The sequence below is a fragment of the Acinetobacter sp. YH12145 genome (assembly GCF_013418335.1).
Taxonomy (GTDB): Bacteria; Pseudomonadota; Gammaproteobacteria; order Pseudomonadales; family Moraxellaceae; genus Acinetobacter; species Acinetobacter amyesii.
Map to the genome: position 1 here is coordinate 194,523 of NZ_VPCE01000006.1, position 15,830 is coordinate 210,352.

The 15,830-nt window shown below is 42.2% G+C and carries 19 protein-coding genes; 9 read left to right on the plus strand and 10 right to left on the minus strand.

Features of this window, described 5'->3' with window-relative positions; all coding sequences use genetic code 11:
• Nucleotides 1-40 precede the first annotated feature (40 nt).
• Both FTU80_RS08310 and truA read left to right on the plus strand, forming a co-directional pair.
• Nucleotides 41-1,003 (plus strand): asparaginase domain-containing protein, encoded by a 963-nt coding sequence (locus tag FTU80_RS08310; RefSeq protein ID WP_180084756.1) that lies wholly within the window; start codon nucleotides 41-43, stop codon nucleotides 1,001-1,003.
• Between the two features lie 16 nt (nucleotides 1,004-1,019).
• Nucleotides 1,020-1,817 (plus strand): tRNA pseudouridine(38-40) synthase TruA, encoded by a 798-nt coding sequence (gene truA / locus FTU80_RS08315; RefSeq protein ID WP_180084722.1) that lies wholly within the window; start codon nucleotides 1,020-1,022, stop codon nucleotides 1,815-1,817.
• Between the two features lie 129 nt (nucleotides 1,818-1,946).
• On the opposite strand, the gene FTU80_RS08320 is transcribed toward truA, so the two are convergent.
• Complete coding sequence (locus FTU80_RS08320) at nucleotides 1,947-2,954, minus strand: AraC family transcriptional regulator (protein ID WP_078189717.1); 1,008 nt, start codon at nucleotides 2,952-2,954, stop codon at nucleotides 1,947-1,949.
• 231 nt (nucleotides 2,955-3,185) lie between these two features.
• Between FTU80_RS08320 and infA the strand changes: the two genes are divergently transcribed.
• The 3 genes from infA to FTU80_RS08335 all read left to right on the plus strand — a co-directional run bounded on the left by infA (nucleotide 3,186) and on the right by FTU80_RS08335 (nucleotide 4,496).
• On the plus strand, nucleotides 3,186-3,407 hold the full coding sequence (gene infA, locus FTU80_RS08325) for a translation initiation factor IF-1 (RefSeq protein WP_001284370.1): 222 nt from the start codon (nucleotides 3,186-3,188) through the stop codon (nucleotides 3,405-3,407).
• Between the two features lie 153 nt (nucleotides 3,408-3,560).
• Entirely contained in the window at nucleotides 3,561-3,935 is a 375-nt protein-coding gene (locus FTU80_RS08330; protein WP_078189718.1) for a hypothetical protein, read from the plus strand.
• A 114-nt stretch (nucleotides 3,936-4,049) separates the two neighbouring features.
• Nucleotides 4,050-4,496 (plus strand): hypothetical protein, encoded by a 447-nt coding sequence (locus FTU80_RS08335; protein ID WP_373685187.1) that lies wholly within the window; start codon nucleotides 4,050-4,052, stop codon nucleotides 4,494-4,496.
• 74 nt (nucleotides 4,497-4,570) lie between these two features.
• On the opposite strand, the gene leuB is transcribed toward FTU80_RS08335, so the two are convergent.
• The 4 genes from leuB to leuC all read right to left on the minus strand — a co-directional run bounded on the left by leuB (nucleotide 4,571) and on the right by leuC (nucleotide 8,488).
• Nucleotides 4,571-5,650: a 3-isopropylmalate dehydrogenase gene (gene leuB / locus FTU80_RS08340; protein ID WP_180084723.1), complete on the minus strand. Its 1,080-nt coding sequence runs from the start codon at nucleotides 5,648-5,650 to the stop codon at nucleotides 4,571-4,573.
• A 41-nt stretch (nucleotides 5,651-5,691) separates the two neighbouring features.
• Nucleotides 5,692-6,255 (minus strand): hypothetical protein, encoded by a 564-nt coding sequence (locus FTU80_RS08345; protein ID WP_111884086.1) that lies wholly within the window; start codon nucleotides 6,253-6,255, stop codon nucleotides 5,692-5,694.
• A gap of 109 nt (nucleotides 6,256-6,364) precedes the next feature.
• Nucleotides 6,365-7,015: a 3-isopropylmalate dehydratase small subunit gene (gene leuD, locus FTU80_RS08350; protein ID WP_078189721.1), complete on the minus strand. Its 651-nt coding sequence runs from the start codon at nucleotides 7,013-7,015 to the stop codon at nucleotides 6,365-6,367.
• A 24-nt stretch (nucleotides 7,016-7,039) separates the two neighbouring features.
• Nucleotides 7,040-8,488, minus strand: a complete 1,449-nt coding sequence (leuC, locus tag FTU80_RS08355) for a 3-isopropylmalate dehydratase large subunit (protein ID WP_180084724.1) — start codon at nucleotides 8,486-8,488, stop codon at nucleotides 7,040-7,042.
• A 356-nt stretch (nucleotides 8,489-8,844) separates the two neighbouring features.
• On the opposite strand from leuC, the gene FTU80_RS08360 reads away from it, so the two are divergent.
• Complete coding sequence (locus FTU80_RS08360) at nucleotides 8,845-9,081, plus strand: DUF2061 domain-containing protein (RefSeq protein WP_078189723.1); 237 nt, start codon at nucleotides 8,845-8,847, stop codon at nucleotides 9,079-9,081.
• Nucleotides 9,082-9,210: 129 nt separating this feature from the next.
• On the opposite strand, the gene FTU80_RS08365 is transcribed toward FTU80_RS08360, so the two are convergent.
• A complete protein-coding gene (locus FTU80_RS08365) occupies nucleotides 9,211-9,420 on the minus strand; it encodes a hypothetical protein (RefSeq protein ID WP_168377916.1) in 210 nt (69 codons plus the stop codon).
• A gap of 463 nt (nucleotides 9,421-9,883) precedes the next feature.
• Here FTU80_RS08365 and FTU80_RS08370 point away from each other — a divergent pair, with 463 nt between their 5' ends.
• Complete coding sequence (locus FTU80_RS08370) at nucleotides 9,884-10,747, plus strand: LysR family transcriptional regulator (protein WP_180084725.1); 864 nt, start codon at nucleotides 9,884-9,886, stop codon at nucleotides 10,745-10,747.
• A 196-nt stretch (nucleotides 10,748-10,943) separates the two neighbouring features.
• Here the strand turns inward: FTU80_RS08370 and FTU80_RS08375 are convergent, their stop codons facing one another.
• The 3 genes from FTU80_RS08375 to FTU80_RS08385 form a co-directional block, all read right to left on the minus strand.
• Nucleotides 10,944-11,186, minus strand: a complete 243-nt coding sequence (locus FTU80_RS08375) for a DUF2789 family protein (RefSeq protein WP_078189726.1) — start codon at nucleotides 11,184-11,186, stop codon at nucleotides 10,944-10,946.
• Between the two features lie 96 nt (nucleotides 11,187-11,282).
• Entirely contained in the window at nucleotides 11,283-11,756 is a 474-nt protein-coding gene (locus tag FTU80_RS08380) for a DUF2628 domain-containing protein (RefSeq protein ID WP_180084726.1), read from the minus strand.
• Between the two features lie 93 nt (nucleotides 11,757-11,849).
• Nucleotides 11,850-12,506: an HAD family phosphatase gene (locus tag FTU80_RS08385; RefSeq protein WP_078189728.1), complete on the minus strand. Its 657-nt coding sequence runs from the start codon at nucleotides 12,504-12,506 to the stop codon at nucleotides 11,850-11,852.
• Between the two features lie 181 nt (nucleotides 12,507-12,687).
• Between FTU80_RS08385 and FTU80_RS08390 the strand changes: the two genes are divergently transcribed.
• Both FTU80_RS08390 and ptsP read left to right on the plus strand, forming a co-directional pair.
• A complete protein-coding gene (locus tag FTU80_RS08390; protein ID WP_078192761.1) occupies nucleotides 12,688-13,167 on the plus strand; it encodes an RNA pyrophosphohydrolase in 480 nt (159 codons plus the stop codon).
• 77 nt (nucleotides 13,168-13,244) lie between these two features.
• Nucleotides 13,245-15,539: a phosphoenolpyruvate--protein phosphotransferase gene (gene ptsP, locus FTU80_RS08395; protein ID WP_180084727.1), complete on the plus strand. Its 2,295-nt coding sequence runs from the start codon at nucleotides 13,245-13,247 to the stop codon at nucleotides 15,537-15,539.
• 1 nt (nucleotide 15,540) lies between these two features.
• Here ptsP and FTU80_RS08400 read toward each other — a convergent pair whose 3' ends face one another.
• Complete coding sequence (locus FTU80_RS08400) at nucleotides 15,541-15,726, minus strand: hypothetical protein (RefSeq protein WP_078192875.1); 186 nt, start codon at nucleotides 15,724-15,726, stop codon at nucleotides 15,541-15,543.
• Nucleotides 15,727-15,830: the final 104 nt, after the last annotated feature.

A 15,830-nucleotide genomic window follows, 5' to 3' on the forward strand; every position in this document is an offset into this window, starting at 1 on the left:
ATTTAAACTAAAGCAGTCTTTCAAGGCTGCTTTTTTTATGATGAAAAAAATTGCTCTTATTTATATGGGTGGTACCTTTGGTTGTATCGGTGAACCTTTAAGCCCCATGCCAGCGAATGCGTTTTTACCTAAATTACAGCATGTCCTGCCACTGCACCTTAACATTGAATGTTTTGTCGCACCTGTCATTCGTGACAGTAGTGCCTGTACCGCACCCGACTGGCTGGCACTAATCCAACAAATTCAAAGCTTACAATTACAACAATTTCAGCATTTCGTAATTATTCATGGCACAGACACGCTTAGCTATGCCAGCGCAGTGCTTGCACACTTTATGGGACAGTCTGCTCATATCGTGCTAACAGGCAGCCAATATCCGCTGTTTAATGTGGCTGGTGACAACACCCGTGAATTTACCGATGCCATCGACAATTTAAATTTTGCATTGGAATCGGTGCACCAATCGAGTGTTGGGGTTTATTTGGCCTTTCATCATCAATTAATGCATGCTCAATCCGCACTAAAAGTACATACAACCGATCTGAAAGCCTTTGATGGGCTGCTAGCCACACAGCCACTTCCAACGCTTACATCGCCATATATTGTTCAAGCCAATGATTTAGACAAAGCGGCTCATTTCAATTGCCTGAATTGGATGTTGCAACCGATTGCAACCAAGCTACACAGTCAAAATTTAGCGGCTCTACTTACACACACGCCAGACGTTTTAATTCTGCAAGGTTTTGGCACAGGCAACATTGCCGTTGATGCTGAATTACTCAATGTATTAAAGGCTATACAACAAAAAAATTGCAAAATTATTTTAAGTACACAGGTTGTTCATGGCGGTATAGATCAGCGCTATGCTGTCAGTGACTGGGTCAAAGATAGTGGAATATTACTGAGCAATTGTTTGGGTCATGCAGATCTTTATGCCAAATGTTTGAAAATGTATTTACAATACGGCAGTGCCGCAGACTGGACTGCGCATTGGAACGATTAAGTCATTTGAGGTAACTATGCAACGTTTTGCGATTGGGATTGAGTTTTGTGGCATGCAATACAAGGGCTGGCAAACTCAGCAACCGGGCGTACCAAGCGTGCAAGAAACCATTGAAACGGTCCTCAGTAAAGTGGCCAATGAGCCAATCATGTTGCACGGCGCTGGCCGAACAGATGCGGGCGTCCATGCAACCAATATGGTGGCACATTTCGATACTCATGCGATTCGTCCCATTCGTGGATGGTTAATGGGCAGTAATAGCCAATTACCTCGTGATATCTCCATCCAATGGATTAAGGAAATGGATCAGGACTTCCATGCCCGCTTTAAGGCACAAGCGCGTCGATATCGCTATGTGGTCTATAACAATCCACAGCGCCCAGCTTTACTGCACAAACAAGTGACTCATGTTTATGCCAAGCTAGATGTGCTGAAAATGCAACGTGCCGCGGCCAAATTTGAAGGCACTCATAATTTCGAAAGCTTCCGTGCCGCAGCGTGTCAGTCCAATCAGCCCGTTCGTCATGTCAGCCATTGTCGCTTGATCCAACACGGATGTTACTTAGTCCTAGATATTCAGGCCGATGGTTTTTTACATCACATGGTGCGTAACATCATGGGCTGTTTGTTGGAAATTGGGCAAGGTATGTATGACGTTGACCATATTGACGATATTTTTGCTGCTGAAGATCGTAAAGCAGCAGGTGTCACCGCACCACCCGATGGACTATATTTTATCCATGCAGACTATCCAGCTCAGTTTGAACTTCCTCAAGTTCCGTTAGGACCACATTGGCTAAATATGCCTGAATAAACAATCCCTCCCAACCTCACTTTCACAGAGAGGGTGTTTCATTTCCGCCATTGCCAGATTCTAAAGATGAAAATCCCCCTTTGAAAAAGAGGGATTCTGTTTAGGGAAGGATTTTATCGAAGATCAACCTTAACGCTGCTTCCGCTTACGGTATTCCACGGGCGTTTCATTGGTCCAGCGTTTAAATGCGCGATAGAACGTACTTGGCTCAGAAAAACCCGTTAAGTACACAATGCGCTCCACACTTTCATTGGTATTGGCTAATAATTTTTTAGCCAAACGACAGCGATAGTCTGACAAAATTTGCTGAAAACTGGTATTGGCTTCTGACAACTGAGTCCGTAAACGACGCGGAGTAATGTTGAGCTGCGCAGCGACCGTTTCGAGTGTGGTTTCACCGCTTTCAAGCGTTGAACCAATAGCACGGCGAACTTCACCGACCAAATCATAACGCGCCAACTCCTGAAGCTTTTCAATCGCCAACTGCTCATGCAATTGTAATAACTCAGGTTCTGCCTGCCACAATTGATACTCTAAAATAGCCGGATCAAAATACAATCGGGTTTCTTTCTGCCCTAAGCTCACAGGACATTCATAAACACGGAAATACTCATCATCTGGCGCGCCCTGACTAAAGTTAAAGTCGATATAAATCGGCTGAAAACGCCCTTCAGTAATAAACTTAAAGAAACGCAAAACACCGGACATCGCGCATTCAGAAAAATGACGATTCACGATATTTTCTGCCCAAGGCTGATGACCATTGGTCAAATAGCAGCGGTCATCTTCAATCACCAATTGTGCATGAAAGGCATCGCTAATTAGGCGTTGATACGCCAAAGCTCGCTTTAAACCTTCACCAAAATTCTCAGATGAAATAAATAAGTGTTCAATCACCTGCCCTCGATATAAAGGCAAATGCTCTCCCAGATGCAAACCAATATCAGGATCCTTACTGACTTCTTCTGCAGCCACCCAGAACGCAAATTGCGCATTCAATGGGGTACGGTCATTGGTTTCAACCTGATTTAATGCCACACCCGCTTTTGTTAAAATTTCTTCTGTTGGCAATCCGGCACGACGAATCGCTTGATACCCTAAACGCAACACAACAGATGCATCAGTTAGCTGACCCACTCCAGAACCTTCCTTGTATGTACTTCATTTATACCTAAAAAGATTGATTTTAGATTAACTGCGATTGACCAAACTGACAACTGTTACTGCACATTTTTTGTTGAAAATATTTAACTGAATTGTTCGCTTATTTTACTGACAGTCGATCAGTTCAAAGCCTTTTACGGCTTGTATTCTGAAAAAAAATTGACTATAATTTGCGCCTTGCTAATTTATTCATTCAGGTAGGCTATGGCCAATAAAGAGGAACTCATCGAGTTCGAAGGCGTTGTCACCGAGACGCTTCCTAATACTATGTTCCGTGTACGTTTAGAAAACGGTCATGAAGTGATTGCTCACATCTCTGGCAAAATGCGTAAACACTATATCCGTATTTTGACTGGCGACAGTGTTAAAGTAGAAATGACACCTTATGATTTGACTAAGGGTCGTATCACTTACCGTGCGCGCTAAGTTTTAGCGAAGCGAAAAAGCCACTTTATCAGTGGCTTTTTTTGTATTTATTTCAATACAATGATAAAAATTGACTGCAAATTTGCTTTCCTTTACAGTCTAAAAACATAAAAATTCGATTATAAAATTCAAAATATAAGGACATAAAATCATATGAAACATCTAGGATTAGTCGGTGCTATCTTTTGTGTTGCTTGCGCCACGACAGGCCAAAAGCAACTCAATCAATCCCTACAACACTATATTGGACAGCCAGCTGATCAAGTTCGTAAAGAGCTCAACTTGAGTCAATTGGGCTACAAAGTGATGGGAGCACCTGTACAAAGCAATGAAAAACTCAGTTATACCATTTTACGCTCAATGCCAATTCCGATAGGTACACCGAATATCGGCACCAGTATAGCCATGGGCGCCCCTATCCCAACGCCGTCTAAAGGTGGTGTCACTGTCGATATGGAATGTAAAATCGAGTTCAAATTACGCAATCAAATAGTTGAATCCATTGACTATGTTGGCAGAGCTTGTTGATCCTACGATAGAATACTAGAGGCTAATCTTGCTCGGATGACCGTGTATCAAATGATTACAGTGTTATACAGACCGATCTGATTAAACTGAATTTATTTCGTGAGGAATTGACCCATGAAATTTATTTTAGAACATCAGGTTTACGAAGATCAGCGTTTTATTCGCCCGATATTGAGCATGGGATGCGTTCTAAGCATTGTATGGTTGGCTGGTTGTACCACGACATCAACGATATCCTCCGTTGAACGTGAACGCTATTTAGCCTCATTTATTGGTCAATCGAGCCAAACGATTCAAGCAGAACTTAATCTCAGCAAACTCGGCTATCAAAGAACCTCTCCCGTAGAGGTCAGTTCAGACTACCTTCGTTATCGTGTTACACGCCCGATCAGTATTCCTTTACCGATGGCGGAAAATCCTGCGATGGGCATGGGCAGCGGCGCTGCTGTGCCGATTCCCAGTGGAAATACACGCTATGAGGTTGAGTTAAACTGCCTTATTCAATTTCGCTTAAAGCATAATATTGCAACTGATGTCCGATTAACTGGTCGCACCTGTTAGCGCATCAATTCTAGGATTGATAATTTCTAGGCACAAAAAAACGCAGCATAAACGCTGCGTTTTTTGATTCGCCATTAGTTCAATGCAGAAACTACAGCTTGACCCATTTCAACAGTACCGACTTGAGTACTGCCTTCTGACATGATGTCACCTGTACGTAAGCCTTGATCTAAGACATTACCTACAGCATCTTCAATTGCTTTTGCCGCCGCTTCTTCACGGAAGGTATAGCGCAGCATCATAGCAACAGACAGAATTGTTGCTAATGGGTTCGCAATGTTTTGACCTGCGATGTCTGGTGCTGAACCGTGGCAAGGCTCATACATACCTTTACCATTTTCATCTAAAGAAGCCGATGGCAACATGCCGATAGAACCGGTTAACATCGCCGCTTCATCAGACAAGATATCGCCGAACAAGTTACCTGTCACGATTACATCAAACTGTTTTGGCGCACGGACCAATTGCATTGCAGCATTGTCAACATACATATGAGACAAGTTAATTTCAGGATAATGCTCTTCTTTTAACGCAGTTACAGTTTGTTTCCAAAGCTCAGTCACTTCTAGTACGTTGGCTTTATCCACTGAACATACCTTACCACCACGTAAGTTCGCCATTTCAAAAGCAACTTTGGCAATACGCTTGATTTCAGATTCAGCATATACGTCAGTATTGAAACCTTGTTTTTCGCCGTTTTCGAGTTCACGAATACCACGTGGTTGACCGAAATAGATCCCGCCAGTTAACTCACGTACGATCAAAATATCCAAACCTGCTACGATTTCAGGTTTTAAGCTCGACGCATCTGCAAGCTGCGGATAAAGAATTGCTGGACGTAAATTGGCAAATAAATTTAATTCTGAACGAATTTTTAATAGGCCACGTTCTGGACGAATTGAACGCTCAATGGTATCCCACTTAGGACCACCCACTGCACCCAATAAAATCGCATCAGCAGTCTTCGCTTGTGCTGCTGTTACATCTGGATAAGGTGAACCGTGCGCATCGATCGCTGCACCACCTAAAAGACCTTGTTCCCAAGTCAAACCTAAGTTGAATTTCTCGTTTACACGTGTCAGCACTTGTTCAGCCGCTTTCACGATTTCAGGACCAATACCATCACCTGGTAAAATCAAAATATGTTTTGACATGAGTCTTTCCATTTATACGCTGGCTTGATTACCAGTCAGATTTAAAGTTTCTTTTCTACAAACTCACCAAGTCCTGTGAGGACATTGTACGGTCGGCAGAAACGTCGAATCGTTTTTGCACCTTGCTTTAAGTCTACACAGAGCGGATCAGGCGCAGATTTATCCAGTAAACTGCCTCTGTTTTTTGAACGCTCACGGTACATTTTAAAGGTGTACTCGTGTTTGGACCTAAAGTTGTGAATGACATGCAAGCGCTCTGCTTTTTCCTGAGAAATTGGATAATAGCGAATCACGATTTCATGCTGACCTGTAGGTACAGACAAATACAAAGGATTAGGTTCAGACAATGAACGACCATTCAACCGTACAATGCCTGCTTTAATCGCAGCACGTTGTACACGTTGATTATTTGGATCAACCACTTGTATTTGATCAAAACGCTCAAATTCACAGTGCGCTGTACCTGCACAGTAAATCAAAGCATTATTGTTTGTACTTTCAGTTTCTTTCACATTTTTAATGCGTGCCGTGTCAAAGCTTTGACAGGCAGAGAGCGTTGCAAACAGCGCTCCCGTTACAACCAGCTGACCGAAGAACTTTTTCATTTTTCGAACCCAACCTGATAAATTCTGGCTAACGTATAAATTTTGTTTCGCCTGATATTAACAAGACTTAAGCCGACTGACTACTAAGAAGTTCTACAGTGACACTGACTTAAGCTTTAATTTCTGCAAATACCCAAGGGCGAGATGCTTTGGTTTTTTCTTCATAAGCACGGATATCATCGGCTGCTTGTAAAGTTAAACCGATATCATCCAAGCCATTCAATAAGCAGTGTTTACGGAATGGATCGACTTCAAATGTAAATGCTTCACCACTCGGTGTACGTACTTCTTGCGCAGCCAAATCAATGGTTAATTGATAGCCTTCAGATGCAGCACATTCTTTAAATAACTGATCTACGATCTCTTCAGACAAGATCACTGGCAACATGCCATTTTTAAAGCTGTTATTAAAGAAAATATCCGCATAGCTTGGTGCAATGACAGTACGGAAACCATATTCTTCTAATGCCCAAGGCGCATGCTCACGGCTCGAACCACAACCAAAGTTTGCACGAGAGATCAAAATCGACGCACCTTGATAACGCGGTTTGTTCAATTCGAAATCGGGGTTAATCGGACGTTTTGAAATGTCCTGACCTAAATAGCCTTCATCCAAATAGCGCAACTCATCAAATAAGTTGGCTCCGAAGCCTGTACGCTTAATAGATTTCAAAAACTGTTTTGGAATAATTAAATCTGTATCAACATTGGCACGGTCTAATGGTGCAACGATACCTTGTTCAACGGTATATTTTTTCATGCGATTTGCTCCTATTAGCCCTGATTAGAAGGTACGAACGTCAACGAAGTGACCTGCAATTGCCGCAGCTGCTGCCATTGCTGGACTCACCAAATGCGTACGACCACCATTACCTTGACGACCTTCGAAGTTACGGTTAGACGTTGATGCACAGTGCTCACCCGGTTGCAACTTGTCAGCATTCATTGCCAAACACATTGAGCAACCCGGCTCACGCCATTCAAAGCCTGCTTCAATTAAGATTTTATCTAAGCCTTCTGCTTCTGCTTGTGCTTTAACTAAACCTGAACCCGGAACCACCATGGCTTGTTTAATCGATGCCGCCACTTTTTTGCCTTTGGCCACTTCAGCCGCTGCACGAATATCTTCGATGCGTGAGTTGGTACATGAACCAATGAATACACGGTCTAATTGGATATCTGCCAAAGCTTGACCCGCTTCTAAGCCCATATAGTTGTATGCACGTGTCCAGTCATTACGCTGTACGTCATCTTTGGCTTGTTCTAAAGTTGGCACTGCTTGAGATACAGGAATCACCATCTCAGGAGAAGTCCCCCAAGACACTTGTGGCTCAATTTCTTCACCTTGCAATACCACAACAGTATCAAAATGCGCACCTTCATCAGACACTAAAGTATTCCAATACTCTACTGCAGCGTCCCACTGTTCGCCCTTCGGTGCATACGGACGGTCTTTCACATAGGCAATGGTTTTGTCATCGACAGCCACCATACCCACGCGCGCGCCACCTTCGATCGCCATGTTACATACCGTCATACGACCTTCGATCGACATATCACGGAACACTTGACCACCAAATTCAATCGCGTGACCTGTACCACCCGCCGTACCGATTTTTCCGATAATCGCTAAAACCACGTCTTTAGGAGTTACGCCTTGACCCAATTGACCATCAACACGCACCAACATATTCTTCATTTTCTTTTGAACTAAGCATTGAGTCGCCAATACGTGTTCAACTTCCGATGTGCCGATACCATGAGCCAAGCAGCCAAATGCACCATGCGTTGCAGTATGTGAGTCACCACATACCACGGTCATACCGGGCAAGGTTAAACCTTGTTCAGGCCCCACCACGTGCGCAATACCTTGACGTACATCGTTGATGTCAAACTGGGCAACATCAAAAGTTTTACAGTTGTCATCTAAAGTTTGCACTTGGATACGTGAGGTATCATCTTCAATACCTGCAATACCTTCAGCACGCTCCTTAGTAGACGTAGGTACGTTATGGTCTGGCGTTGCAACATTAGCGCTTAAACGCCACGGTTTACGACCTGCAAGTTGTAGCCCTTCAAAGGCTTGTGGAGAAGTCACTTCATGCAATAAATGACGGTCGATATACAATAATGAAGAGCCATCATCTCGCTGTTTTACTAGATGGTCATCCCACAATTTGTCATACAAGGTTTTTTTTATTTGGGTTTCCGCTTTTTGGGTTTCGCCTGCCATGTCGATTTGCTCCACTGGACTGGGTAAATTCTTTCGTTAAATCGATTATAACCACGTATTCACATAAATCTAATTTATCATTTTTATTAGTTTAAAAACTTATAGGAATGATATTTAACTGCTGATTTCCGCTGCATTTTAATCACCATTGATGCGTTCAAAACACACTCACTTCAATACTTTCAGCAGATGAAACTTTAGATTTTTCTCCGAGTTTTTGATCACTTTCTGCCATTTTTAAATGGTGATTTAGAAATTCAATGATCATAAATTGAATTTTCTCTTTTACATTGCAAATAAGAATCATTATTATTAACTCATTGCCAAGATTTATCAATTTAACAAGGAGCATTCTCATGGCACACATTAACAAGTTCGTCGAAAATAATCAGCGCATGTTCAAAAAAACCTTGAGCTATTACATCATGCATATCACGGTTGCGATGTTGGTTGGTTATTACGTGACTGGCAGTATTGCAATGGCCATTACCTTAAGTTTACTTGAACCAACTGTTCAAGCGGTTGCCTTTTTCTTCCACGAAAAAGCATGGGAAAAGAAAGATAAAGCAGCAGAGGAAAATATCCCCGCTTAATCCAACCCTGCTCCTTGTAAAAAAACCACCATCACGGTGGTTTTTTTAATGACCTTAAAACGTTCTTTTACTCTATCCACTTTAACTTTCTATTTTTTTCATCCTATAGATTCAATTGCAGACGGATCATCAAAGCTTGTTTTTTTGCTGTAAGGCCAACTGATCATGCGCCTCAACCAATTGTTCTATCGCAAGAATCAGTTTGTTTTTTGCCGCATTACACTCGGCAGCTGCGCGGTTTTCGTCGTCTTCGTCATCTGCGATTTCATATATCGCACAGCGCTTTTCGACTGTCCCTTCAAAAATATCCAATAAATTTTTAATGTGTTTAATATCCATCGCCTTCTCCCTGTGAGGTACAACATTGCTAATCGATGCCGCCCTGACTGTACCTGTTGCTTTAATTATTCAATGAAAAGTTGTTCCCCAAGCCATCAAAACTTGAGTTCATTTTTTTTAGTTCAATGCTGAGTTAACAAGAAACGCCATCGCTCCTTTTCAAGTCAAACGGTTGAAGTACTTTCCAGCCCTGTATTTTTATATTATGCATAACTCTGGTTTCGGTTTAAAAAACAACTTTGTAACAACGCATTTGAGCTGAAAACGTCACAGTCCAACCTTAAATCATGCAGCGACCAAGTACTCGAATAACGCTATGGAACTAAGAAAATTCCCTCAGATTTAAAGCGTCATCTGGCTTGAACGCCTAGTTTTAAATCAAAAGATACAACTTTTCCTTTGATTTATTCTTAAAATATTATAACAATGAGACTACGCATAAAAATTCTTTATAGGAATGAAGATGAATCTCGCAGCCTTTGAAGCCTTTGTAAAAGTCATGGAAACTGGTTCGATCTCTTTGGCAGCAGATCAGCTCTTCATTACGCAACCTGCTGTGACCAAGCGTATTCACAGTTTAGAAGAATACTTCGGTGTCAAACTTTTTGAATCGGCGGGTCGTGGTGTTCAAGCGACGCATGCAGCAAACTCTCTCTTGCCAAAAGTAAAAAGCTGGCTGAATGAGTTGGGCGATATTCACCATACGCTCAGCCATGAGCAAGGTCAGGTTCAAGGTAAACTGAAAATTGGCACTAGCCATCATATCGGCTTACACCATTTACCGGCGCATTTGCGTCAATATGTACAACAGTTTCCAGAAGTGACCTTAGATGTACACTTTGTTGATTCTGAACAAGCCCATGAGCAAGTTTTGGCAGGTGACTTAGAGTTGGCATTTTTGACTTTACCGCCACAGGGTGACAGCCGTTTAAAATACATTACGACATGGAATGATCCACTGGTATTCGTGGTTGCGCCTTTCCATCCTTTGGCGCATGTTGAGCATTTAACCTTAGAAGATTTGATCCAATACCCAAGTCTATTGCCTGCGGCGCAAACCTATACCAGTCAAATTACCTTAGCTGAGTTTGAAAAGTATGGACTCAAGCCAAAAGTTACCATGAGCAATAACTCACTTGAGTCGATTCGTATGTTGGTTTCAATTGGTCTCGGTTGGTCAGTCCTTCCTAAAACCTTATTGAACCAAGATTTAAAACAACTGAATTTACCTTCAAACATGAATCGTCAATTGGGCATGGTATGGCACCCAGGCCGTACTCAGTCACTTGCTGCACAAAAGCTGGTTGAATTGATGAAACACATCTAATTCATTTTTTTGCCTACAAAATTCAATTATTAATCAAGCCACCGCTATGGTGGCTTTTTATATTCATCTGTTTAAGCATTTAGAAAAAGCGAATAATTTTCTATATATTGAATGGTCGCTTAAATTTCTTTTGCATTAAAAATGGGATCGCCTTTTTCAGCCGATCCCATTAAAAACTAAGGAAGACCTGTCAGTTTTACTTCGTCAATGAATCTTCATGTAATGATTCATTCAATTGATCGACAATAATCGCCCATTCACCATCTGACTTAATTTTTTCGGCCAAGAACTGGCGCTGAGCATCTGTCCAATAATCTGCTTCGGTGATTTTAGTTTGGGCACTGAGTTGATGCGTCACGATAAATAAAGCAATCGCGTCTTCACTCGAATCTAAACCCAGTTGTTCAAATAGATGAGTCATGCGTGGACGTACACTCATTGTCATTCTCCTTGTTAAAACTTATTGTTTATGGATACAAAATTATTCTGTTTTAAGGATATAACATGGAACGAACACGCACTCAATTACAGAATTCTATAGCGGTGAAAATTGAATAAAAGGCAAACTGAGCATAATCATCACGACAGATTGAATAAATACCAACAATAAAGGTAGCCCCCAGTTCACTCCCCCTTCTTCAGCAAACACCTGTTCACTATATTTCGGCTGCTGCATATAGGCTTTGGTCTTTTGCACAGCAAAATCGCTATAAAGCCGCTTTCCGATCCCAGCGAGTATGAGGTTAGGAATCAATGACAGCCCCATCAAGACTTGTTCAGGCACACCGATGATGAGTGCCAACATGCTAATCAAAAAACCAACCGCAAAGAATAAGAAGAAATAGCGGTACATCTTTCGATAGAGTAACCAATAGGGTCCAAAAATTAGCCCTGCCCAACTTACACCATTGTTCTGTCCAACTTGTTGTTCAATGAACTTTAAATAAGATTGAGCACGTGGCCCAATAAAGATTTGAATTAAATGTTTAAAAGAAGCTTCTGTCTGCATACGGAGCGATAGTTCAAATTAGTGAGCTGAAGTTTAATCAAAAGGACGTCAAATAAAAAAGCATCTAATGATGCTTTTTTATCATATCTATTTTTAGGCTTGAATTGACCAGTCTTGAATGTCCCAACCTTGTTCTTTTGCAAGGACTTCTAAACGGTCATCTGGGTTAATTGCAAAGGCATGATCGGCATATTCCAATAGGAAGCGGTCATTAATCGAATCTGAATAGGCCCAAGACTCTGTCACATCACGACCTTCTAACCATTGATTCAAACGGACTAATTTGCCCTTTTGGTAGCACGGAGTATTAATCACTTTACCCGTATATTTACCATCCACAACTTCGGCATTGGTCGCAATGATTTCAGTAATACCAAATTCACGAAAAATCGGTGCGGTAATAAAATCAGACGTTGCGGTGATCCCGACCAATTGATGTCCTGCATCTTGATGGCGCTGAATGGCAGCAAAGCCCTCAGGTCGCATTTGCGCACGAATGACTTTTTTCATAAACAACTGATGTAACTCAGTTAAGTAGGCATTGTCATGTTGGGTTAAAAATTCAAATACAAATTCATTATAAGCAATCGGGTCAAGCTGGCCTTTTTTATAATCATCATAAAATTTATCATTCATGGCACGATGATGAATTGGATCAACCAAGCCTTCATTGACCAAAAACTCCCCCCAAGAATGGTCTGAGTCGGTATTTAATAAGGTGTGATCAAGGTCAAACAGTGCCAATTTCATGAAAATACTCGTAAAAGCTGAAATTTAAGAAAAAAATTGTAAATCTATCTCCGCTAGTCGATAGAAATTCGTTAAGATCATAACAATTTTAACATTTTTACACTTTGCTTTTTCGAGATGGACACAGAAATAAACGTCCCCGTGAGCAAAGTCATAAATTACACAATATTTAGGTAGCCAAATGATCGATTCAGAAGGTTTCCGACCCAACGTCGGGATCATTTTGGCAAACGACATTGGACAAGTTTTATGGGCAAAGCGCATTGGTCACAATGCCTGGCAATTTCCACAAGGAGGTATCCAACATGGAGAAACCCCCGAACAGGCACTTTACCGTGAGCTGAGAGAAGAAGTTGGCTTACTGCCCGAACACGTCCAGGTGATAGCACAAACCCAAGGGTGGTTGCGCTATCGTTTGCCACATCGGTATATACGTACTGATTCAGCCCCCGTTTGTATTGGTCAAAAGCAAAAGTGGTTTTTATTGAAACTGACAGCTTCAGCACAGCATATTCAGCTTGATTTGTCAGATCCACCTGAGTTTGATCAATGGCAATGGGTCAGCTATTGGTACCCACTAGGACAAGTGGTGAATTTTAAACGCGATGTATATCGTAAAGCCATGGTGGAACTTTGCAGTCAGCTTCCACAAAAGCCGTAAAAATTTGCTGAATGGATGCAGATTTTTAGGATGAGTGTTGTTATAAATAAAGCAGAATAAATTTTGGAGCAGACACGATGTCGAACATGCAGCTGGATACATTAAGACGCATAGTCCAAGAGATTAATGCGTCAACCAGTTTGCATGAATCTTTAGACATAATGGTCAATCAAGTGGCAGAAGCCATGCATGTGGATGTCTGCTCAATCTATTTGCTTGATGAACGAAATCATCGTTATTTACTGATGGCTTCTAAGGGTTTAAACCCTGAAGCCGTTGGGCATGTCTCTTTGCATACCAGTGAAGGTTTGGTTGGCTTAGTGGGACAACGTGAAGAAATCGTCAACCTTGATAACGCACCGAAGCATGAACGCTTTATGTATCTGCCAGAAACGGGAGAAGAAATTTACAATTCCTTCCTCGGTGTTCCGGTAATGTATCGCCGTAAAGTTATGGGTGTCTTGGTGGTTCAAAACAAAGAACCTCAAGACTTTAGCGAAGCTGCCGAATCCTTCCTCGTGACCCTATGCGCTCAGCTTTCAGGGGTGATTGCCCATGCACATGCCGTCGGCAATATCGAAGTCTTTCGTAAGCCAAATAATCTGCCAGCGTACAAAACCTTCCAAGGCATTTCAGGTTCAGGCGGTATTGCCCTAGGTCGTGCAGTCATCTTATATCCACCTGCTGACTTGGCTTCAGTCCCCGATCGTGAAGCCGATGACATTAGTGAGGAGCTCGAATTACTCGACAATGCCATAGACGCAGTTCGCCAAGAAATTCAGTCGCTTGATGAAAAAATGCAAGATGCCCTCATGGCTGAAGAACGGGCATTATTTAGCGTGTTCTTACGGATGCTCGATGCCAATGCCCTCCCCGCGGAAATCAAAAGTGAAATTCGCGACGGTAACTGGGCACAAGGTGCTGTTCGCATTGTCATTGATAAACACATTGCGCTCTTTGCACAAATGGAAGATGACTATCTCCGTGAACGTGTTTCAGACTTAAAAGATCTAGGGCGTCGTATCTTGGCCTTTTTGCAAGAAGCAGATGCTAGTCACCGTGAAATCACCGATGAAAGTATTTTAATTGGTGAGGAAATTTCTACAGCTGCTTTGGTTGAACTCCCAGTCGATAAAATCGCAGCGATTGTGACCACTGAAGGTGCCATGAACTCACACATGGTGATTGTGGCGCGTGCCCTCGGCATTCCAACTGTAGTCGGTGTGACTGAATTGCCAATTAACACCCTCGATGATGTCGAAATGATTGTCGATGCACATCAAGGTCGTGTATTCATCAATCCACCTCGTCGTTTACGCACACGTTATAAAGAGATTCAAAAAGAAGAAGAGCAAATTGCCAAAGACCTAAAACAATACGAAACAAAAGATGCCATCACGCCAGATGGCGTCGCGGTTCGATTGTTTGTAAATACAGGCTTGATGATCGATGTAGTTCGCGGTGTACAACGTGGCGCCAAAGGTGTCGGTCTATACCGTTCTGAAATTCCATTTATGCTGCGTGATCGCTTCCCAGGTGAAGAAGAACAGCGCGCGATTTATCGTCAACAGCTCAGTCATTTTGCCAATAAACCCGTAGTGATGCGTACCCTCGATATTGGTGCAGATAAAGACCTGCCTTATTTCTCAATTGAAGAAGAAAACTCAGCTCTGGGTTGGCGTGGGATTCGCTTTACCCTCGATCATCCTGAGATTTTTTCAGCCCAAATTCGCGCCATGCTCAAAGCCAGTATTGGCCTGAACAACTTGCATATTTTGCTGCCGATGGTGACCAGTGTCAGCGAAGTCGAAGAAGCGTTGTATTTGCTCGATCGTGACTGGCAAGCGGTGCAAGAAGAAGAACAGGTGAAAATTACCAAACCTAAAATCGGCATCATGGTCGAAGTGCCGAGTGTGCTATTACAGATCGATGAATTTGCTGAATTGGTTGACTTCTTCTCAGTGGGATCAAACGATTTAACCCAATATTTACTTGCGGTTGACCGTAATAACCCACGTGTTGCCAATGTCTATTCACACTCACACCCAGCCGTACTTCGTGCGCTGACTCGTTTGGTGCAAGAATGTCATAAATACGACAAGCCGATTAGTATTTGTGGGGAAATGGCTGGTGATCCACTCACCGCTATTTTATTGATGGCAATGGGCTTTAATACCCTATCGATGAGTTCGAGTAATATCCTGAAAGTTCGTAAAGCCATCTGCCATGTGCCGATGCCAGATGCAAAAGAGCTCTTGGATCGTGCCTTAAGCATGAATAATCCACTGATGGTGAAAAGCTTAATGGAGTATTACTTTAAGACTCATGGTCTAGGTGATATGGTGAAATCAGCGACACGAATAGTCAGTTAAATTATAAAAATACAGACCAATAAAAAGGGAGATAGTCATTTGAGTATCTCCCTTTTTTGTGCTTGTCATAGCCACGTTTCGCATTTTTCTTTCGATCTACAAAAGTTTGGCTTTTGTTAAAATCATTCATGTGTTTTGCCACGAAGTTGCGAACTTCAACTTCAGGCAGGACTTTTTTCTTTGCCATTTGCATTCACCTTTTGCCTATACAGCACCTTCGTGCTGTAGTGCATATATTGGTCTATTTTTAGATTTTTTCAAGCACTTTCCTATGGCTTTTTGATACAGCGT

Coding starts and splice junctions, on each gene's coding strand:
- FTU80_RS08310 (WP_180084756.1), top strand. CDS start 41: ATGAAAAAAATTGCTCTTATTTATATGGGTGGTACCTTTGGTTGTATC.
- truA (WP_180084722.1), top strand. CDS start 1,020: ATGCAACGTTTTGCGATTGGGATTGAGTTTTGTGGCATGCAATACAAG.
- infA (WP_001284370.1), top strand. CDS start 3,186: ATGGCCAATAAAGAGGAACTCATCGAGTTCGAAGGCGTTGTCACCGAG.
- FTU80_RS08330 (WP_078189718.1), top strand. CDS start 3,561: ATGAAACATCTAGGATTAGTCGGTGCTATCTTTTGTGTTGCTTGCGCC.
- FTU80_RS08335 (WP_373685187.1), top strand. CDS start 4,050: ATGAAATTTATTTTAGAACATCAGGTTTACGAAGATCAGCGTTTTATT.
- leuB (WP_180084723.1), bottom strand. CDS start 5,650: ATGTCAAAACATATTTTGATTTTACCAGGTGATGGTATTGGTCCTGAA.
- FTU80_RS08345 (WP_111884086.1), bottom strand. CDS start 6,255: ATGAAAAAGTTCTTCGGTCAGCTGGTTGTAACGGGAGCGCTGTTTGCA.
- leuD (WP_078189721.1), bottom strand. CDS start 7,015: ATGAAAAAATATACCGTTGAACAAGGTATCGTTGCACCATTAGACCGT.
- leuC (WP_180084724.1), bottom strand. CDS start 8,488: ATGGCAGGCGAAACCCAAAAAGCGGAAACCCAAATAAAAAAAACCTTG.
- FTU80_RS08360 (WP_078189723.1), top strand. CDS start 8,845: ATGGCACACATTAACAAGTTCGTCGAAAATAATCAGCGCATGTTCAAA.
- FTU80_RS08365 (WP_168377916.1), bottom strand. CDS start 9,420: ATGGATATTAAACACATTAAAAATTTATTGGATATTTTTGAAGGGACA.
- FTU80_RS08370 (WP_180084725.1), top strand. CDS start 9,884: ATGAATCTCGCAGCCTTTGAAGCCTTTGTAAAAGTCATGGAAACTGGT.
- FTU80_RS08375 (WP_078189726.1), bottom strand. CDS start 11,186: ATGAGTGTACGTCCACGCATGACTCATCTATTTGAACAACTGGGTTTA.
- FTU80_RS08380 (WP_180084726.1), bottom strand. CDS start 11,756: ATGCAGACAGAAGCTTCTTTTAAACATTTAATTCAAATCTTTATTGGG.
- FTU80_RS08385 (WP_078189728.1), bottom strand. CDS start 12,506: ATGAAATTGGCACTGTTTGACCTTGATCACACCTTATTAAATACCGAC.
- FTU80_RS08390 (WP_078192761.1), top strand. CDS start 12,688: ATGATCGATTCAGAAGGTTTCCGACCCAACGTCGGGATCATTTTGGCA.
- ptsP (WP_180084727.1), top strand. CDS start 13,245: ATGTCGAACATGCAGCTGGATACATTAAGACGCATAGTCCAAGAGATT.
- FTU80_RS08400 (WP_078192875.1), bottom strand. CDS start 15,726: ATGGCAAAGAAAAAAGTCCTGCCTGAAGTTGAAGTTCGCAACTTCGTG.